The 19,312-nt window shown below is 57.6% G+C and carries 16 protein-coding genes and 2 pseudogenes; 7 read left to right on the forward strand and 11 right to left on the reverse strand.

What is annotated here, in order from left to right; all coding sequences use genetic code 11:
• Positions 1 to 96 precede the first annotated feature (96 nt).
• The 4 genes from pgm to AC1DXW_RS16215 form a co-directional block, all read right to left on the reverse strand.
• Positions 97 to 1,740 carry a phosphoglucomutase (alpha-D-glucose-1,6-bisphosphate-dependent) gene (gene pgm, locus AC1DXW_RS16200; protein WP_477760200.1) on the reverse strand — a complete coding sequence of 548 codons (1,644 nt, stop codon included), beginning with the start codon at positions 1,738 to 1,740 and terminating at the stop codon, positions 97 to 99.
• Positions 1,741 to 1,853: 113 nt separating this feature from the next.
• The gene (locus AC1DXW_RS16205; RefSeq protein WP_477755871.1) at positions 1,854 to 3,254 is read right to left on the reverse strand and encodes an aminotransferase-like domain-containing protein; all 1,401 of its coding nucleotides are present in this window, start codon (positions 3,252 to 3,254) and stop codon (positions 1,854 to 1,856) included.
• 40 nt (positions 3,255 to 3,294) lie between these two features.
• The gene (locus tag AC1DXW_RS16210; RefSeq protein ID WP_477760201.1) at positions 3,295 to 4,785 is read right to left on the reverse strand and encodes a hypothetical protein; all 1,491 of its coding nucleotides are present in this window, start codon (positions 4,783 to 4,785) and stop codon (positions 3,295 to 3,297) included.
• 555 nt (positions 4,786 to 5,340) lie between these two features.
• Positions 5,341 to 6,363 (reverse strand): zinc-dependent alcohol dehydrogenase family protein, encoded by a 1,023-nt coding sequence (locus AC1DXW_RS16215; protein ID WP_477755869.1) that lies wholly within the window; start codon positions 6,361 to 6,363, stop codon positions 5,341 to 5,343.
• 269 nt (positions 6,364 to 6,632) lie between these two features.
• On the opposite strand from AC1DXW_RS16215, the gene AC1DXW_RS16220 reads away from it, so the two are divergent.
• On the forward strand, positions 6,633 to 7,547 hold the full coding sequence (locus AC1DXW_RS16220) for a LysR family transcriptional regulator (protein ID WP_477755868.1): 915 nt from the start codon (positions 6,633 to 6,635) through the stop codon (positions 7,545 to 7,547).
• A gap of 43 nt (positions 7,548 to 7,590) precedes the next feature.
• Here the strand turns inward: AC1DXW_RS16220 and AC1DXW_RS16225 are convergent.
• Positions 7,591 to 7,902, reverse strand: a pseudogene (locus AC1DXW_RS16225) (helix-turn-helix domain-containing protein); the annotation flags it as partial.
• 18 nt (positions 7,903 to 7,920) lie between these two features.
• Here AC1DXW_RS16225 and AC1DXW_RS16230 point away from each other — a divergent pair.
• Positions 7,921 to 8,058: pseudogene (locus AC1DXW_RS16230) on the forward strand (MFS transporter); the annotation flags it as partial.
• Positions 8,059 to 8,166: 108 nt separating this feature from the next.
• On the opposite strand, the gene AC1DXW_RS16235 reads toward AC1DXW_RS16230, so the two are convergent.
• The 4 genes from AC1DXW_RS16235 to AC1DXW_RS16250 form a co-directional block, all read right to left on the reverse strand.
• Positions 8,167 to 9,156 (reverse strand): isopenicillin N synthase family dioxygenase, encoded by a 990-nt coding sequence (locus AC1DXW_RS16235; protein ID WP_477755227.1) that lies wholly within the window; start codon positions 9,154 to 9,156, stop codon positions 8,167 to 8,169.
• A gap of 237 nt (positions 9,157 to 9,393) precedes the next feature.
• A complete protein-coding gene (locus AC1DXW_RS16240; RefSeq protein WP_477755226.1) occupies positions 9,394 to 10,293 on the reverse strand; it encodes a glycine betaine ABC transporter substrate-binding protein in 900 nt (299 codons plus the stop codon).
• A 57-nt stretch (positions 10,294 to 10,350) separates the two neighbouring features.
• On the reverse strand, positions 10,351 to 11,286 hold the full coding sequence (locus AC1DXW_RS16245) for an electron transfer flavoprotein subunit alpha/FixB family protein (protein WP_477755225.1): 936 nt from the start codon (positions 11,284 to 11,286) through the stop codon (positions 10,351 to 10,353).
• Entirely contained in the window at positions 11,286 to 12,035 is a 750-nt protein-coding gene (locus AC1DXW_RS16250) for an electron transfer flavoprotein subunit beta/FixA family protein (protein WP_477755224.1), read from the reverse strand. The genes AC1DXW_RS16245 and AC1DXW_RS16250 overlap by 1 nt, the downstream gene beginning before the upstream one ends.
• A 193-nt stretch (positions 12,036 to 12,228) precedes the next feature.
• Between AC1DXW_RS16250 and AC1DXW_RS16255 the strand changes: the two genes are divergently transcribed.
• Genes AC1DXW_RS16255 through AC1DXW_RS16265 form a run of 3 tightly spaced genes read left to right on the forward strand, consistent with a single transcriptional unit; the run spans position 12,229 to position 15,893 of the window.
• Positions 12,229 to 14,265 (forward strand): oxidoreductase, encoded by a 2,037-nt coding sequence (locus AC1DXW_RS16255; protein ID WP_477755223.1) that lies wholly within the window; start codon positions 12,229 to 12,231, stop codon positions 14,263 to 14,265.
• Positions 14,266 to 14,324: 59 nt separating this feature from the next.
• Positions 14,325 to 15,449: an S-(hydroxymethyl)glutathione dehydrogenase/class III alcohol dehydrogenase gene (locus tag AC1DXW_RS16260; RefSeq protein WP_477755222.1), complete on the forward strand. Its 1,125-nt coding sequence runs from the start codon at positions 14,325 to 14,327 to the stop codon at positions 15,447 to 15,449.
• A gap of 60 nt (positions 15,450 to 15,509) precedes the next feature.
• On the forward strand, positions 15,510 to 15,893 hold the full coding sequence (locus AC1DXW_RS16265; protein WP_477755221.1) for a VOC family protein: 384 nt from the start codon (positions 15,510 to 15,512) through the stop codon (positions 15,891 to 15,893).
• Positions 15,894 to 15,933: 40 nt separating this feature from the next.
• Here AC1DXW_RS16265 and AC1DXW_RS16270 read toward each other — a convergent pair whose 3' ends face one another.
• Complete coding sequence (locus AC1DXW_RS16270; RefSeq protein ID WP_477755220.1) at positions 15,934 to 16,719, reverse strand: pyrroline-5-carboxylate reductase family protein; 786 nt, start codon at positions 16,717 to 16,719, stop codon at positions 15,934 to 15,936.
• On the reverse strand, positions 16,709 to 17,416 hold the full coding sequence (locus AC1DXW_RS16275; protein ID WP_108217575.1) for a TetR/AcrR family transcriptional regulator: 708 nt from the start codon (positions 17,414 to 17,416) through the stop codon (positions 16,709 to 16,711). Before AC1DXW_RS16275 ends, AC1DXW_RS16270 begins: the two co-directional genes overlap by 11 nt.
• 357 nt (positions 17,417 to 17,773) lie before the next feature.
• Between AC1DXW_RS16275 and AC1DXW_RS16280 the strand changes: the two genes are divergently transcribed.
• Together AC1DXW_RS16280 and AC1DXW_RS16285 are read left to right on the forward strand one after the other, a co-directional pair.
• A complete protein-coding gene (locus AC1DXW_RS16280; protein WP_477755219.1) occupies positions 17,774 to 18,541 on the forward strand; it encodes an SDR family NAD(P)-dependent oxidoreductase in 768 nt (255 codons plus the stop codon).
• Positions 18,542 to 18,553: 12 nt separating this feature from the next.
• The gene (locus AC1DXW_RS16285) at positions 18,554 to 19,309 is read left to right on the forward strand and encodes an SDR family NAD(P)-dependent oxidoreductase (protein ID WP_477760202.1); all 756 of its coding nucleotides are present in this window, start codon (positions 18,554 to 18,556) and stop codon (positions 19,307 to 19,309) included.
• Positions 19,310 to 19,312 lie beyond the last annotated feature (3 nt).

The following is a 19,312-nucleotide window of genomic DNA, read 5'->3' on the forward strand; positions in this document are numbered from 1 at the left end:
ATGTAGGAGCGAGCCTGCTCGCGAAAAACCCGAGAACACCGCGGGGTGTCAGGCTGCCAGCGTTATCGTTGACGACCATCGCGAGCAGGCTCGCTCCTACAAGGAAATAGCACCATCCACCAGCGTTTGCGCCTCGGCCACCAGTTGCTTGAGGTGGTCGTCGCTGACAAAGCTTTCGGCGTAGATCTTGTAGATGTCTTCCGTGCCCGACGGACGCGCCGCGAACCAGCCGTTCTCGGTCATGACCTTGAGACCGCCAATGGCCTGGTCATTGCCCGGTGCGTGGCTGAGGATGCTCTGGATCGGCTCGCCGGCCAATTGGGTCGAGGTGACCTGTTGCGGCGACAGCTTGCTCAACAGCGCTTTCTGCTCCGGATTGGCCTTGGCATCGACCCGTACCGAGAACGGCTCACCCAGTTCGTCGGTCAAGGCACGATACGCCTGGCTCGGGTCGCGACCGGTCCGGGCCGTCATCTCGGCGGCCAGCAGGGCCGGAATCAAACCGTCCTTGTCGGTGCTCCAGACGCTGCCGTCCTTGCGCAGGAACGAGGCACCGGCGCTTTCTTCACCGCCGAAACCGAGGGATCCATCGAACAGGCCGTCGGCAAACCATTTGAAGCCAACCGGCACTTCGTACAGGCGGCGACCCAGGCGCTTGGCCACGCGGTCGATCAAGCCACTGCTGACCACGGTTTTACCCACGGCCGCATCGGCGCGCCATTGCGGACGGTTCTGGAACAGGTAGTCGATGGCAACGGCGAGGTAGTTGTTCGGCGCCAGCAAACCACCGGACGGCGTGACGATGCCATGGCGGTCGTGGTCCGGATCGCAGGCAAATGCCACGTCAAAGCGTTCTTTCAGGCCGATCAGGCCTTGCATGGCGTGGCTGGACGATGGGTCCATGCGGATCTGGCCGTCCCAGTCGACGGTCATGAAACGGAAGGTCGGGTCGACCTCTTTGTTCACCACTTCCAGGTCCAGACGGTAATGCTCGGCAATCGCCGACCAGTAGTGCACCCCCGCTCCACCCAGCGGATCGACGCCCAGGCGCAGCTTGGCATCGCGGATGGCGTCGAAGTCGATCACCTTGATCAGGTCGGCGACATAGGTGTTGAGGTAATCGTGACGATGGGTGGTGCTGGCCTTCAGTGCCTGCTCGTAGCTGATGCGCTTGACGCCAGCGAGCTTGTTGGCCAGCAGCTCGTTGGCCTTGGCTTCGATCCACTTGGTGATGTGGGTATCGGCCGGACCACCGTTGGTTGGGTTGTACTTGTAGCCACCGCTTTGTGGCGGGTTGTGGGACGGCGTGATGACAATGCCATCCGCCAGGCCGGTGGTGCGACCACGGTTGTAGCAGAGAATCGCATGGGAAATGGCCGGCGTCGGCGTGTACTCGTCACCTTCGGCGATCATCACGGTCACGCCGTTGGCCGCCAGCACTTCGAGGGCGCTGGCGCCGGCCGGTGTGGACAGCGCGTGGGTGTCGATGCCGACAAACAGCGGACCATCGATGCCTTGAGCTTCGCGATACAGGCAGATCGCCTGGCTGATCGCCAGCACGTGCCATTCGTTGAAACTCAAGTCGAACGAGCTGCCCCGATGCCCGGACGTGCCGAAGGCAACGCGCTGGGTCGAAATCGCGGCATCCGGCTGGCCGGTGTAATAGGCCGTTACCAGTCGCGGGATGTCGACCAACAATGCTGCCGGTGCCGGTTTACCCGCAAAAGGACTGAGTGTCATGCAAAACCTCTGGAATAGAGTGGTTCAGGAATTGGGGCGCAGTTTACTGGCAGTTGGACCGCAAGGCGATGGGATCGATCCAACACAGCGCAGGTTGTTATTTTTTGTCTCGCTCACTCGATTGATTCCAGGCGCAGCGCATCCCCCAGCAGTCCCAGTGCGGCCGCCAGGTTGTGATCGCCGCCGAACGTATGACTCAAGCGCAAATGCTGCCCGTGCAGACCGTGGAGGCTGAACAGTTCCCCCGGCGCGATGACCACTTGATGCACCAGCAGGCGCTGGAACACACGACGTACGTTGACCCGACGCAACGAGCGCACCCAGATCGTCGCACCGCCTTGCGGCTCGACGAAATGCAAGGCATCACCCAATCGCTCCTGCAACAACTGGGTCATTTGACTCTTGCGCTCCTTGAGTAGCCGTCGCAGCACCAGCAGATGCTGATCGATGCGACCGCTACTGTACAAACGGGCGATGGCTTTCTGGCGAATCGGCGAGAGACGGAACGAACGCAGCAGAAAGTGCCGTTGCAGCTCAACGCTCAAATGCCTTGAAAGCAGGTAACCATAGGGCGCTTCAGGCCCGATGACTTTCTCGAACGTGGAAAACACCATCAGCCGTTCAGGGTCCAGCAAGTCGCGAAAGCGCACGCCGCCAAGGTCGAATCCGAGTTCGCCATAACAGTCGTTTTCCAGCACCCAGCTGTCATGCGCGGACAAAAGCCGGGCAATGGCCTGCCTGTTTTCGTCAGGCGCCAGGCTGCCGCGGGGCATATTCAGGGCCGATGAAAGCATCACCAGCCTGACCGGTTCGGTATCCAGCAGCATGTTGAGCCGTTCCGGATCCAGGCAGCCATCGGCCTGCACGGGCAGTTCAATCACCCGCACGCAGGCGGCTTGAAACAAACGCAGGATCGTCCAGTCGCACGGCGATTCGACCACCACGGTGGCATCTTTCAAGCCCAGCACGGCGATCAGGATTTCCAGTACACCGCGAAGGTCTGCGCCGATGTAGACATCATCGGCGTGCCAGTAACGCATTGGAGACGTGGTGTAGCGCGCAGCCAGGGCGGTGCGCAATTCGAGCTCGCCGCAGGGTTGCGAAGGCGACTGCGGCTGGCGGGGATACTGGCGCAGCAACTCTCGCTCCAGCAGCAACAAAGGACTGTCCAGCGGCTGCAGCAACGCCGGTTCATCGGCGCTCAAGACCAGCATCCCCGGGCGCCTGGCATTGACGTAGACGGCTTCCAGCAGATCGCTGCCGCTGTCTTGCAGGTTGATCGAGGAAACTGGCAATGCGTAGTAACCGGACTTGGCCACCGAATAGACGCGCCCTTCTTTCTCCAGCAGCGAATAGGCGTACTGAATGGTCGAGATCGACACATTGAGACGCTCCGCCAGATGCCGCAGCGACGGCAGGCGGATGGGCGAATCCCCTTCAGATTCGTTGATCAGGCTGACCAGGTATCGATAAACCGCCTGATAGGCGAAATCCGTTTCTCGTGGACCTTTCATGGGCGAAGGCCAACCGCACTGGCTGAAAACCCGCCCACGTTCAGTGGCCCGCTGACCATTCATCCACCCACGTACTGTCGGCATCAGGATCGCCCAGCGTATTTTGCGACGCGGCCCTTTGAATGATTGCTTCTGCCACCCCGCCAGCGCCTGCGGGTGTCCACTCCATGCGGTAAAGCTGGCCAATCAGGCTGACGGGCAATCCGCTGACATCAATCATCCACTGCATGATCTGCTCGCCGACCGGGTGCCCCTGCATGGCCTTGTGCAGCTCGGGCATGGCCACCAGCATGCCCGGATGGCACTGACGCAGGAAATGCTCGAGCCCCGCACCTTTTTCGGTGAAAGGTGAAAAAAGCAGGCACACCAGCTGTGCTTCGCTCAGGCCCAGGTTCTTTTGCGCTTCGGCCGCTGCTCGGGCGCGCTGCTCGGTCAGTGTCGCCGGGTTACCGAAGACCTCGATGGCCTGCTCGCACAAACGCTCGGGCAAGCGCTTGCGGCGCATCATCACCAAGGCGCGTTGCAGGTATTGCGTAATGCCGAACTCGTAATTGCGGCCATGCACGTAGCACGCTTGCAACCCCCTGACGTGCGCCGAGATCGACGGGCTGACGAATTCGTTGTCGCTGATCTGCGCAGACAGTTCGTCAGGCTGGAACCGGAGAAACTCAGTCAGCAATGGCCAGCGTTCTTCCAGGTTGCTGACCAGCAGGTCGTGGATGTCGATGCAGGCCGTACGACGACAGGTCTCGAAGCGCTCTTGTGGACGCCACCGGGCCTGGCTGTAATCCGCGTAGAACGCGTGATAACAGTCGCTGCCCAGTTCATCGAGCAATGCGAACAGCCCCGCATAATCGACCTCACCCCTGGGCGAAGGCTTGAGCCCTGCCTTGGTGGCGGCACGCTTCAAACCGTCGATGAACTGCTTCTGTTGACGCGGCGTGTCACTGATGAGCAACGCGTCGACACCACCGTCCCAGCGGGCGATTTGCCCGTAGAACTCTCCCGTGGCCAGATAACCGTCATCCCACAGGTCCAACCCGCCACGCCACTCCCGACGATGGCCGATCAGCAGCAGGTTCAGGCGACTGGACTCGCGACCGGCGTCGGAGATCGGCGCCAGGTGGTTGAACGGCAAGACTTCCCGATCATCGACCATCAACACCTCGACCCGGGGATCGTCATAGACAAACAATGCGCTGTTGGTCCGGTGCATGTTTTCCACCGCCGCGCCGCTTGCCCCGTTCAACCGTAACGAGGCGATGCGCAACTGGAATGTCGCTGGCGACCGAGTGGCAATGGTCAACTGCGCAGCACGCAACAGCGCCAGGGTGTAGCAGTTGTCACGGCCCCCGGACTGGATCGCCAACACCTTGTAATCGCCAATGCGCTCCATGCCCCCCGCCGCTACCGTCAGACGCTGAATCAACAATTGCAAAGCAGTGCGTTCGGCACGGGAGAAAAAACCCAGCAATCGCTGCAGCACTTGTTGATAGACATGGTTCATCGCTTGGTCATGGATGCTGGTCATCTTTATTTACCTGATACTCGTAAGTTCAACATCGCGCAGACAGCAAATCCCGTTGCACTGTCTGCGCGAATGGAGTCATGGACTTTATTGCCAAATGCTAGCACTTGAATTTTCTGGTGATCATTTGAAACGTTCGTAGCGCCCCCTCGGTTTAACGACGCAGGCGAAGCTGTAGCGCCCGACTGGCAAGGGTTTGCTCGACTTGAATCGCAGTCCTAGGAAACTTCCGACAATGTCCCACAGACATTTAATACAAGAAATAAAGAAGGAAGTTGTCGCTGTCTTTTTGGCAACTACACAACAACACTCTAGTTTGGAGAGGTGCACCGACGGCGCACATTGAAAAGTTTCAGCCTGACACCCAGCCATGACTCATTCCTTGAGATGAAAGTAATCATTCAATTATCAGGGCTTAGTGGCTGATTAGAAGCTACAGATTACGAGCAAAAACCAGTTCAGTTGCTGGACCGGCCTGCGGATCGAAGGATTTCGGGGGGACTGAAACGAAAGAGTCCGCGTGGGCACGGACTCTTGGGTGGGCTATTGCGGCGGTTGTTATGCCGGATCGACCTGCAGCGCGACCCTTTCGCGACACGGGCATTCGTCCATGTAGCGGTGTGCTTCGACAAACTCGGCAAACGGGAAGACCCGAGTCTTGAGCGGCAGCAGAACGCGGTCGGCGGTCAGCTGATTGATGTCGCGCAAGGCACGTTGCAGTGCGACCTGGTCCTGGGTGATGCCCAGTTCCGGCTTGCCAGTGAAGTTGCCGATGCAGTGTACGAAGAACTGAATGTTCTTCTGGAACGCTGCGCAGGCCGGGAAAGGCGTCTGGTTGCCGCCTTGCAGGCCGTACAGCACCAGGCTGCCGCGAGGCGCCAACACATCGCCAAGCAACGACATCTGCGGACCGCCCAAACCATCGAATACCACATCCACGCCGCGGTTATCGGTGATCTTGTTGATTCGTATCAGCAGATCTTCTTCCTCGGTGACGATGACTTTCTCGGCACCCAGTGACAGCAGATACTCACGTTCCTCTGCTGACTTGGTCGCGGCGATCACTCGAACACCCAGGGCCTTGCCCAGTTGTACGAACGAAGGTCCGGCGCAATGACTGGCGTCGGTCACCAGGGCAAACTGCCCGGGTTTGACCCGTGCCAGATCCGCATAAGCGAAATAGGCAATCAACAACGGCGTGTAGTGCACGCTGGCTTCAATCGGGCTGAGCACATCCGGGTAGCGGGTCAGTGCCGAGCGCGGCAGAACGATCTGCTCGCCGTAGACCGGGTAATCGTTCGGGCTTTCGGCCGGGAAACTGGCAACCTTGTCACCGACGGCCAGGTCTTCCACGCCATCGCCGACGGCGGTGACGATACCGGCCATTTCATGACCAAGGCCTGAAGGCAGACGAGCGTGGGACGAGGCCAGGTTCTGGCGCCAAAGAATGTCATACCAGCTGATGCCGATCGCTTCGACGCGCACCTGCACTTCGCCCGGTGCAGGCAGAGCCGCCGCATGCTCTTCGCATTTGAGCACCTCGGCTGGACCAAACTTGTGAAAACGGATCGTGCGGGACATCGCAAACCTCGCCAATTGAACCTCTAATGCCTTGAACTCTAGCTGGGCTTTCAACCCAACACTATCTGTGGCTATTAATAGTCGACATGCCTGTCATTGATTCCGCGGCGGCGACAATATCGTGAAATGTCGTAGGAAACTGGAGCCGCCTTTGCAGGAAATCTGAATTACCCGGTGCAGAGTACCAGCCTTTCCCCGTAATATTCCTGCTGGCCATTGTTCTCATATGGCTGCCCACGTCAAGTTTGCTGACCCTGCCAGGACTCCAGATGAATCGTAATGACCTGCGTCGTGTCGACCTGAACCTGTTGATCGTTTTCGAAACATTGATGCACGAGCGAAGCGTGACCCGTGCTGCGGAAAAACTGTTCCTCGGCCAGCCAGCCATCAGTGCAGCGCTCTCGCGCCTGCGCGGCTTGTTCGATGACCCATTGTTTGTGCGTACCGGCCGCAGCATGGAGCCGTCCGCCAGGGCGGTAGAGATCTTCGCCCTGCTCTCGCCGGCACTGGATTCGATTTCCACCGCCGTCAGCCGTGCGGCCGAGTTCGATCCTGCCACAAGTACCGCCGTGTTCCGCATCGGCCTTTCGGACGACGTCGAGTTCGCCTTGCTGCCAATGCTGCTCAAGCGCCTGCGTGCCGAATCGCCGGGGATTGTGCTGGTGGTGCGCAGGGTCAACTACATCCTGATGCCGGGGTTGCTGGCATCCGGTGAGATATCCATCGGTGTCAGTTACACCACCGACCTGCCGGCCAACGCCAAGCGTAAAGTACTGCGCCGCAGCCAGCCGAAGCTGTTGCGCGCCGACACCGTGCCAGGGCCGTTGAGCCTGGATGATTACTGCGCTCGCCCCCATGCACTGGTGTCGTTCGCCGGCGACCTCAGCGGTTTTATAGATGAAGAACTGGAAAAGCTCGGGCGCAAACGTCATGTGGTGCTGGCCGTGCCGCAGTTCAACGGGTTGAGCACCCTGCTCTCGGGCACCGACATCGTGGCTACGGTGCCGGACTACACGGCCGATGCACTGACTGCCGCCGGCGGTGTGCGGGCCGAAGATCCGCCGTTGCCGGTGCGCAGTTTCGAGTTGCACATGGCCTGGCGCGGGTCGCAGGATAACGATCCGGGGGAGCGCTGGTTGCGGTCGCGGATTCAGATGTTCTTTGGAGACCCTGAGAGTCTTTGAAAGGGTTGCCAACGGCCAATTTTTGAATGACCTATGTATGTCGCTACCCTGCCCCTCGCAACACCGCAATATCTCGTTTGGGCGGTATTCCAAACAGACGGCTGTATTCGCGGCTGAACTGCGATGGACTTTCATGGCCGACCTTGAAAGCCGCGCTGGATACATCCTGATGCTCGTTGAGCATTAAACGCCTCGCCTCGTTTAGCCGTAGCCATTTCTGGTACTGCAACGGGCTCATCGCGGTGAGCTGGCGGAGATGGTGGTGGAAGGTCGGCGTGCTCATCTGCACCCGGGCGGCAAGGTCGTCAACGCGAAGGGCCGAGGTGTAATTCAACTCCAGCCAATCGATGGCTTTGACCCTCGTCGGCGCACCGGCATCGCGTTTGACTCGAGCGGCTATCGAGCGACCCTCGAGTTGAGCGCCGCGTTGCTGGGAGTGGCGGCTGTTCTTGCCTTCCTGGCTGCACGCGCAATCTCGCGGGAGCCTGTTACATCGGTAGACATCGCTTGAAAAAAACCACAAGACACGCCAAGGCGTTTCTTGTGGTTCCGGTGGGGCATTCGTTCGCAGGCTGGCGACTTTGACTTCCAATTAGCATCTGCGTAGCCAGAAGAACGATCATGCCTTCTCGATTTCTTTCAGGTGCGCATAGCTATCAACAAATCGCTTAAATTTGTGTTTGCCACACGTGTACGCTTCATACTTCGCAGGCAAAGTCTCACTCACGCAGGTTGACACCGGCTCAACAACCGCATCGAAATCCAAATCAATAAAGAACGGTATGGAATAACGTTCCAGGCCGCTAGTATTTATGACGCGATGCATTGTCGATGTGTAGCGATCATTGGTTAGGGTTTGAACTAAGTCACCAATATTGACGATGAACGTGCCTTCAACCGGTGGTGCGGTAACCCACTCCCCTGCACGATTCCTGACTTGCAAACCGCCAACTGCATCTTGGGACAGGACAGTCAAGAAACCGTAGTCCGTGTGAGCCCCAATACCAATCTCCTCTTGGGAAACCCTACCAATCTGGGGCGGGTAACGCAAAATTCGCTGAATAGTGATGGGCTTACGCTGAAGACGTTCAAAGTAATCTTGTGGCAAACCTAAACTCAGCGCGATCCCGCCGATGAGCGTTCTCGCGAGCGCCAATACAGCGCAATGATAAGCGTCGGCAACCGTCTCGAATTGTGGCAGTGCGGAAGGCATTTGATTAGGGCCAAAAAATGGAGAAACCTCATCGTAATGAGCTCCGTAATCAAAGCACTCTTTAAAGTCGCGGGTGTTAGCAGGGTCTACGTTTTCCGCATACATCGGTATATAGCCGCGTAGCGTCAGCCCGGAGTTTACGACATTAAGTTCGTTTTTCTCCTCATATGGAAGTTTAAAAAACTCCTTGGAAAGCGCGTACATATCATCTATCAACTGCTGCTCAACGCCATGATTTTTAATATAGAAAAAACCCACTTTTTCGCAGGCATCACCTATTTGGCTTGCCACCTGCAGTGGATTATTACCGCTGGTAAGTGGCGACACATCAATGATTGGAATTTCAGTAAAATCTGTTTGCTTGCTAGCCAAGCGAATATCAGATAACGCTGTCACGAAGGATCTCCTTCTAAAAATTAAATTTAGGCAGCGGATTCAGAAAGACGGCGAAGCCCTCTTCAACCTCACTGCGCAACACTATTCAGATTCAAAAGACAACAGGGCACGAGTTTCCCCATCCAACTTTATACCTAGCGTTGTCACCGACATATTTCACCCATTCGATGCAACCGCCCCCTTCACTCACTGTCAAGGACACCAAACCGCAAAATAGTTACAGGAAAGCGGAAGTCGTTACTGGCCCGCCGTTGTTGCAGCGGTTGTGCCGTCAAACATGGCTGCAAAGCGGGGCTTGTTGGCTGCGTAGTATTCTGCAACCACCTGGTCTGCCGAACTATCACGCGCAGTAGCCATCAATTTCTCAAGGTCAGCTTTAGGAATTTTGAAGTTGGCGAAGAATCGGGCAACATCGGGGTGCTCCGCGCTAAAGCCTTTGCGTGCAACCGCGTGGATTTGCTCAGCGCCACCGAAAATTTGCTTCGGATCATCCAGATAACGCAGTGACCACTTGGAGAACATCCAATGCGGGCTCCATGCGTTGATCAAAGACCACTTGTCACGCTTCAGATTACGGTCCAACTCGCTCAACATTCCGGATTCTGAAGAAGCGACCATCTTATAGCCATCGAGACGATATTCTTTGATGGCCTTTTCCGTAAGTTTGTACTGACCATTACCCACTTCGGAAGTCAGGATCTTGCCGCCGAGCTTTTCCCTTACCTCTGGTTTGTTAAGGTCTTCGACACTGGCGACTTCACTGGCAGGAATGGAAGTAGGCACCGCCATGCCAATCCGACCTTCATACAGCACACCCAAGTCTTCGAGCTTGTCGCGGTATTTGTCATAAAAGGACTTGTGAGTGCTCGGCAGCCAAACCATCGGAATCAGGTCGATATTACCGTTAGCCAGCGCCTGGAACTGAATACCGATATCGGCCAGCACCAATTTAACCGGTTGCTTCAGGTGGTCTCGCAGTGCCGTGTCTGCCAGCTTTACAGCGATTTCCGTATCCGACCAATTCACCCAACCGATACGGATAGGCGCGGGTTCCTCGGCTTGAGCAATCAGGCTGCAGGATGCCATAACCAAACCTGCAAGCCAGCCGATACAAGTTTTACTGGATAACGTAATCATGTGCATCTCCGCGTACTGTATTTCTCATATCGTTCTGTAATGGAATGATCAGCTCACTCACAATGCTTTTTCGAGCGCCGGCAATGCCTCAAACAAATCCGCAACCAGCATGTAATCTGCAACGTGTGCGATCGGCGCCTCAGCGTCCTGGTTGATCGCGACGATGACCTTTGAGCCACTCATACCCGCCAAGTGTTGAATGGCGCCGCTGATGCCAGCGGCGATATACAGATCCGGCGCCACGATCTTGCCCGTCTGCCCGACCTGCAGATCGTTGGGAGCAAAACCGGAATCCACTGCGGCGCGCGATGCACCTACGGCACCACCGAGCTTGTCTGCGACACGCTCGATCAACGCAAAATTTTCTTTGCTCTGCATTCCACGACCGCCGGAAACGACGACGCGAGCGCTCGACAGGTCTGGCCTTTCGCTAACGGTCAACTGGTCGCTTACAAAGCGAATGTTGCCTGCGCTTTGCCCTCCATTAACCGCCACGACATCGCAGGGATTCTGATGTGAGGAGGCTTGGGCAAAAGCCGAGGCACGGAGGGTGAGCAACTTGATCGGATCAAGTGACTGAACGGTGGCGATCGCATTGCCGGCATAAACAGGTCGTTGGAAAGTGTCTGCCGACTCAACCTTTGTGACATCCGAAAGCATGCCGACATCCAGGCTGGCCGCTACCCGCGGCAGCACATTACGGCCCATGCTGCTCGCATCGGCGAGTACGTGGGTATAACCGTTAGCTACCAGTGACGTAATCAGTGGTTGGATATGTTCAGCCAACGTCTTTTCGAACATCGCATCCTGCGCGAGCAGCACCCGATGCAGGCCCTTGGTAAGCGCGGCTTGTTCCGCAACGGCTGACGCCTCTGGCCCACCGATCACAAGCAAATCCGTTTCAGCACCCAGCTCCATGGCGGCGGTAATGGCACTCAAGGTACCGGCGGTAAGTTGACCGGCCGAATGCTCGGCGATAACCAACGTGCGCATCAAATCACCCCCGAAACGTTTCTCAGTTTTTCCACCAGTTCAGATACCGAACCGACTTTGATACCTGCTTTGCGCACCGGAGGTGGTGCCACCCCTAACAATCGAGCGTGCGCCTTCACGCTCGCGCCCAAGGTGTCAGCGGCAATCACCTCAAGCGGTTTCTTCTTGGCTTTCATGATGTTCGGCAACGAGGCATAACGTGGTTCGTTCAGGCGCAGATCGCAGGTGACAACCGCTGGCGCTGAAAGAGCCACAGTCTGACTACCGCCATCGACCTCGCGCTCGACGACCCATTGCTCATCGACATAGTTGATGGCTGACGCGTAGGTGGCCTGACCACTGCCTATCAACTGCGCAACCATTTGCCCAACCTGGTTGTTCTCCTGGTCGATCGCCTGTTTGCCAAAAAGGATCAGTTGCGGCTTCTCGTTATCGATCACTTTGCTCAGGTATTTGGCCACGTTGAGCGGCTCGAGCAGCGCGCCTGTTTCGACCAGGACTGCCCGATCCGCGCCGAGTGCCAACGCCGTGCGCAGTTGCTCCTGCGCAGCAGAGGTGCCTACGCAGACCACCAGCACCTCTGACGCCAAGCCCTTCTCCTTAAGGCGAATCGCCTCTTCCACTGCGATCTCGCAGAAAGGGTTCAAGGCCATCTTTACGCCATTGAGCTCAACGTCTGAACCATCAGCTTTCACCCGAACTTTTACATTCGGGTCGATGGCGCGCTTTACCGCAACGAGCACTTTCATAGTCCCCTCGCATTCATGGATCGGTGCCTGGGATGACCGGCCCGATCACCCCTGTTTCGAATGGATGTTAATCCTGGTTTTTCCACCGCGCAAGAAAAATGTACACCTGTGTCTCAATCATTGACACACATGAACATTCGACATACCGTTATGTCAAACCAAGCCCGATGTTCTGTTCCCGGAGCGCAACACCATGTCCAGCGATCCCCTGCTGCAGCCCTATAAGATCAAGCACCTGACTCTCAAAAACCGGATCATGACCACCTCCCATGAGCCCGCGTATCCTGTCGACGGCATGCCGAAGGATCTGTACCGGGCTTATCACGTTGAACGCGCGAAGGCCGGCGTGGCGCTGACCATGACCGCAGGCTCCGCCGCTGTTTCCCGCGATAGCCCGCCGGTGTTCAACAACGTGCTGGCGTATAAGGATGAGGTGGTCAAATGGATGAAGGATCTGACCGACGAATGCCACGAACACGGCGCGGCGGTGATGATTCAGTTGACCCACCTGGGAAGGCGCACGCGCTGGGACAAGGCTGACTGGCTGCCGGTCGTATCGCCTTCTCATCGCCGTGAAGCGTCTCACCGGGCCTTTCCGAAAAAGATGGAAGACTGGGACATCGATCGAATCATCAAGGACTACGTGGATGCCGCCGAACGCATGAAGGCAGCGGGCCTCGATGGTCTGGAGTTGCAGGCTTACGGTCACCTCATGGATCAGTTCTGGTCGCCATTGACCAACGACCTCGACGGCCCGTACGGCGGCTCGCTGGAAAACCGGCTGCGCTTCACCTTTGACGTCCTGCGCGGTATCCGCCAACGCTGCGGCGAAGACTTCCTGCTCGGGGTCCGCTACACCGGCGATGAAGACCTGCCCGGTGGCTTCGGTGCGAAGGACGGCATGCAGATTTCTCACATGCTCAAGGACAGCGGCCTGGTCGACTTCCTCAACGTCGTTCGCGGGCACATTGATACCGATGCCGGCCTGACCGATGTGATTCCGATCCAGGGCATGCGCAACTCTCCGCACCTGGATTTTGCCGGCGAGATCCGTGCGGCGACGGGTTTCCCGACGTTCCACGCAGCCAAGATTCCCGACGTCGCAACCGCCCGACACGCCATTGCCTCCGGCAAGGTAGACATGATCGGCATGACCCGCGCGCACATGACCGATCCGCACATCGTGCGCAAGATCATCGAAAAGCGCGAAGAAGAAATTCGCCCCTGCGTAGGGGCCAACTATTGCCTGGACCGTATTTATCAGGGCGGTGCCGCGTATTGCATCCACAACGCCGCAACCGGGCGTGAAACCACCATGCCCCACGAAATTCCCAAGGCGCCGACCAAGCGCAAGGTGGTGGTGATCGGGACCGGCCCCGCGGGTCTGGAGGCAGCGCGGGTCGCCGGTGAACGTGGCCACGACGTCACTGTGTTCGAAGTCGCCGACCAGCCCGGCGGGCAGATTCGATTGACTGCTCTGAGCGAGCGTCGCCGCGAGATGATCGGCATCATCGACTGGCGCATGGTGCAATGCGAACGCCTCGGAGTGAAGTTCCACTTCAACACCTGGGCCGAGGCCGAGACGGTGCTGGCTGAAGAGCCGGATGTGGTGATCGTTGCCACGGGTGGCTTGCCCCATACCGAGGTGCTCAAACAGGGCAACGATTTGGTGGTGTCGACCTGGGACATCATTTCCGGCGACGTCAAGCCCGGCCAGAACGTGCTGATCTTTGACGACGCGGGCGACCATGCGGCGCTACAAGCAGCGGAGGTCATCGCCAACAGCGGTGCAAAACTGGAGATCGTCACGCCTGACCGGTCGTTTTCGCCGGAGGTGATGGCGATGAACCTGGTGCCTTACATGCGTAGCCTCCAGGACCTGAACGTCACCTTTACCGTCACGTATCGGGTCGATTCCGTAGAGAAGCGCGACGGCCAACTGGTTGCCCATTTCGGCAGCGATTACGGTCAGGTGCACAAACAGCGCGTAGTCGATCAGGTGGTGATCAACCACGGCACCCTGCCCCTGGACGATCTGTACTTCGAGCTGCGCCCGCATTCGAGCAACAACGGCGCGGTCGAACAGCACAACCTGATCGCCGGGAAAACCCAGAACATCGTGACCAACCCTGACGGCCGTTTCCAGCTATTCAGGATCGGCGACGCGGTGTCGGCGCGCAATACCCACGCGGCCATCTACGATGCGCTGCGGCTGGTCAAGGACATCTGAAGTCATGCCCCTGATCCTGGATCAGGGGCAATTTTTCATATTCGACACGAGGCTCTTCCATGTCAGCACAGACCTTGAAATCAAGGGCTGCGGTCGCATTCGCGCCCAATGAACCGTTGCGGTTGGTCACCATCGATGTTGCGCCACCCAAGGCCGGTGAAGTCCGGGTTCGCATCATTGCGACCGGCGTTTGTCACACCGACGCCTTCACCCTTTCGGGCAGCGATCCCGAAGGTATTTTCCCCACGGTGCTGGGGCATGAAGGCGCAGGTGTGGTCGAGTCCATCGGCGAAGGCGTGACCTCGCTGCAAGTCGGCGACCACGTGATTCCGCTCTATACCGCGGAATGCCGGCAATGCAAATTCTGCCTCTCTGGGAAGACCAACCTCTGCCAGGCCGTCAGGGCGACCCAGGGCAAAGGCCTGATGCCCGACGGCACCTCTCGTTTTTCCTATGAAGGCAAGCCACTGTTCCACTACATGGGTTGCTCGACTTTTTCCGAATACACCGTGCTGCCTGAAATTTCCCTGGCGAAGATTCCAAAGGAGGCTCCGCTGGATCAGGTTTGCCTGCTCGGCTGCGGGGTGACTACAGGCATTGGCGCCGTACTCAACACCGCCAAGGTGGAGGCTGGCGCTAGCGTCGCGATTTTTGGGCTGGGCGGTATCGGTCTCGCCGCGATCATCGGCGCAAAAATGGCCAACGCCGGTCGCATCATCGCCATCGATATCAATCCAGCCAAGCGCGATGTTGCCTTGTCATTGGGCGCGACGGACTTCATCAACCCCAAGGACTATGACGAGCCTATCCAGGACGTCATCGTCGAACTCACCGACGGCGGCGTCGATTACTCGTTCGAGTGCGTCGGCAATGTGCAGTTGATGCGAGCGGCACTGGAGTGCTGTCACAAGGGTTGGGGCGAGTCGATCATCATCGGTGTTGCCGGCGCAGGCCAGGAAATCAGCACTCGCCCCTTCCAGCTCGTCACTGGTCGCGTATGGCGTGGCAGCGCTTTCGGCGGCGTAAAAGGCCGCACGGAGCTTCCCGGTTATGTGGAGAAGGCCGGCCGCGGGGAAATCCCGCTGGAAACCTTCATCACCCACAACATGCCCCTGGAAGCGATCAACGAGGCATTTGAGTTGATGCACACCGGGCAAAGCATTCGCACCGTCATTCATTTCTGATATCCGATGGGTCTCCGATCCGTCGACAGTCCAATCACCACCAACAGAAAGGAAACAAAGATGTCTGTTTTTACTCATGTAACCGTCGGCACCAAAGATCTGCAAAAAGCACGCGCATTCTATGATGTTGTTTTGAAGGAGATTGGCCTGAACCGCGTTGCCGATCTCGACGAGACCGGATCTATCTGGGGCATCGATAAGCCTTCGTTCTTCGTACTCAAACCGGCTAACGGAAATCCGGCCACCGTCGGCAACGGTGTCACCGTCAGTTTCGAAGCACCGAACCGCGCTGCAATCCATGCCTTCCATACAGCTGCATTGGCAAACGGTGGCGTTTGCGAAGGCCTGCCAGGCTCACGTGGCTGGGCTGAAAATGCTTATGCTGCCTACGCTCGGGATCTGGACGGTAACAAGCTGGCCGTTTACTGCTTCAAGGCAGAGTAAACGACACTTACCGGAGCCTCTGTGAAGGGGCTTCGGTTTATCAGGCTTCAAGCCCTCTGCGGGCAACGGCAGCACCGGCTTGCAACGCCCTGCCAATTTGTTCTTCGAAATGACCTTGCGTCATCGTTTGCAAAGCCGCAGCCGTCACTCCGCGGTAGGCAACCAAGGCATCGATCATCTGTTGAGCATCGTGGCTGGCCAATAGCTGGCTGCTATTTACCACGACATTTTTAGCGGCGAGCTGCGCAATATCAGTGGGTATGCCGGCAACCATCGCCTGATTGGCCAGCGCCGTCATCAATAACGCAGGAAAGGCCGGGCCGGTACCCGAGAGTGCCGAGAGGTAATCGATGAAATCCTCTTGCTGAACCTCAGCAGCGGTGCCCACACATTCGAAAAGATGCTGCACGAGATCCTTCGTCGCGGCCTCTACCTCTGCGAAGCAATACCAAGGTGTAAAAGACTGCCCGATTTCTACCGCCGCGTTGGGCATCGCCCGCACGACCGCCGAAGCCGAGGTCTGCGCAGCAATCGCCTGCGCTGTAATCCCGGCCATCAGTGAAATGACTGTTTTGCCCGTCGCGTTGATGTTCAGGCTGGCGAAATGCTCGGGGCGAACCGCGATGATGACTACGTCGCTGCGATCCACCAGGTCCTGGTTATCTGCCACCAGGCAAGCGCCTTGCTGTGCCAATGGATGGCTGCCCGAACGGTTGGAAATGATCAGATTGCCCGTCGGCACCAATGCCTTTGCCAGCACTGCCTTGGCGATCGCTGCGCCCAACCACCCCGTTCCTCCAATAATGCCTAGCTTCTCATTGAGCATCTGCAGACGTCTCCTCGAAGGTATCGGTCAAGGGCACGAAAACCCCGGGCTCTTTTTCGGCGTAGCCGAATTTCCCGTAAAAACGATCCAGCTCACGCTGCTTGGGTACTTTCCCGGTGAAGATGCTCACGTAATGAGGAATGCGTTGGAAGCGCACAGTGATCAACTCAGTCGTGTTCATGGTGATGTAGCCGATCTGGGTCAAATAAATCGTTCTGGCTCGCGCATCAGCGCCCTGGCTGTCATAGCCGAAGCGCTTGAACATGCTCGCCAGGGCATTCATGCGCTGCTCGTCTACGGTAGCGACCTCTTGAGCAACTTCAGCTGACTGAAGCGCCCAGCTGCGCACTGCGAACTCGAATTGCGAGTCGAACAGTTGCGGGTTGAGCCAGCACTCGAACACATTCAGGATCGCCTCGGAGATGCTTTCCGCATAGCTTTCGCTTTGCCGGATCAAGCCCCCCGTATTGGTCTCCCGCCAGCGTGAAAGCAAGGCGGCGAGCAACTGTTCACGATCCTCAAAAAACCAGTAGAAGCTGGTTCGTGACAAGCCCAGGCGCTTGGCCAGCGGCATGACCCGAACGGCATCGATGCCCGACTCCTTCAAGGCTTCATAGGCAGCTTCGAGCCAACCCTCCGGGGAGCCGCGCCAACCTGCATCCTGGGCCTTACCACGTGCCTTCCCTAACTGGGACATCGCGCTTACCTTCTACAAAAAATGCGTAACGCGAATGTACCCTGATGCCTCCCTGAATGTACACCTAAGTACATTTTATTGACTTCGCAATCTGAGGCATGCCTGCTTTTCCACACGTTTCACAGGAATGCGCGCTAGCCGCATTGGGATCATTGGAGATTCCCATCCAGAGACATGAAGCGCGGCGCACAAAGAAAACAAACTTCTGTTGGGCTGTCTTGGGCGCGATTCTATTCTCGAGTCAGTAATTTTTGATAACGCCTGGTTATCTTTGGCCCAGTAAAAAAGTTGCTGGACGCTGCGATCCATTGAAATTGAATAATGGCTGCGCCAAAAACTTACCAGGTAGGTTGCCCGATGAAATTCAATAATAAAGTGGTGGTCATTACCGGCGCTGCCGGCGGTGTCGGACAGGCGTTAGCGTTATTGTTCGCCCGAGAAGGTGCAAAGCTTGTTTTGTCTGATCTTGACGAAACCGGTTGCAAATCAATTTCCGCCAAAGTCCGTGACTTAGGCGCCGAAGTGCACTACGTGGCAGGCGACCTGCGCCGAAAAGAATATTGCGAAGCGATTGTCCAATCTGCCGTCGACACTTTTTCGGGGATCGATATCGTACTGAACAATGCGGGCATCATTCCCCGCGGCACGATTGAGGAAACCACTGACGACATGTGGTTCGACGCCATGGGCGTAAACCTGAATGCGGTGTTCTTCATCTGCCGTGCCGCGATACCGCACATGAAAAATCGCCCCGGCGCCGCGATCGTCAACACATCATCTGTCTGGGGCATTTATCCAGGCCCCGCCCACGTGGCGTATTGCACAAGCAAAGGGGCCGTCGCGGCTTTAACCAAGAATCTGGGCCGCGATTGCGCCCCTTTGGGCATTCGTGTCAACGCCGTGTGCCCGCACGAAATCAATACCCCGATGATACGCAGCGGCTTTGAGCGTCGCGGCCTGGATCCGGACAAGGCCGTGCAAGAGTTGAACAAGAGCGTGCCATTAGGCCGTATCGCCGAGCCTGAAGACATTGCGGATGTCATCGCATTTCTGGCGTCCGACGAGGCCAGGTACATCGCCGGTGAAACGGTCGAAGTCACAGGCGCCAAGCCGGTATCCGGCTAAGGAGAGGTAGCGATGCTTAAAGGTAAAAATGTAGTGGTGACCGGGGGCGGCAGAGGGATTGGCCGAGGCATCACCGAACAATTGCTTGAGGCGGGAGCTTCTGTGTTGATCGCTCAGCGCCAGGCACTGGATGCCGACTTGCAAAATCACCCTCAAGTCTATTTCGTCGAGGCTGATCTCGCTTCGATGGAGTCCCCCGGTTTGATCGCGCAAATAGCCCGGGAGCAGCTCGGCGGAGTCGATGTCCTGGTGAATAATGCAGGGTTCATGTTCGAGAAATCCATTGATGATATGACCGAACAGGACTGGGATCGCATGATGGCTGTCAATCTGCGGGCGCCAGCGTTCTTGTGCAAGGCGTTGGTGCCCCAGATGCGTCAGCGAGGCGGTGGCAGCATCATCAACATCGGGTCGATCGAAGGGATAGGCGCCAACCCTGAACATGCCGCGTACTGTGCCTCCAAGGCCGGTATCCATGGGCTGACCCGAGCCTTGGCAGTCGATCTCGGCCGGGACGGCATCCGCTGCAATGCCATTGCTCCAGGGTGGATCAATTCCGAGTTGAGTGATGCGTACCTCGCCGCTCAAGCTGATCCGCGTGCGGCGGGCCAGGCACTTCTGCGTCTTCACCCGGTCGGACGTACCGGGTTGCCGGCGGATGTCGGCGGGACGGTCGTTTTCCTCGCCTCGGAGTCATCGGCCTTCATTACCGGGCAGGTGCTCGTGGTGGATGGGGGGCGCACAGCGAAACTGCCACTGCCGTTTTGATCG

Source organism: Pseudomonas sp. P4_C4 (assembly GCF_056402055.1).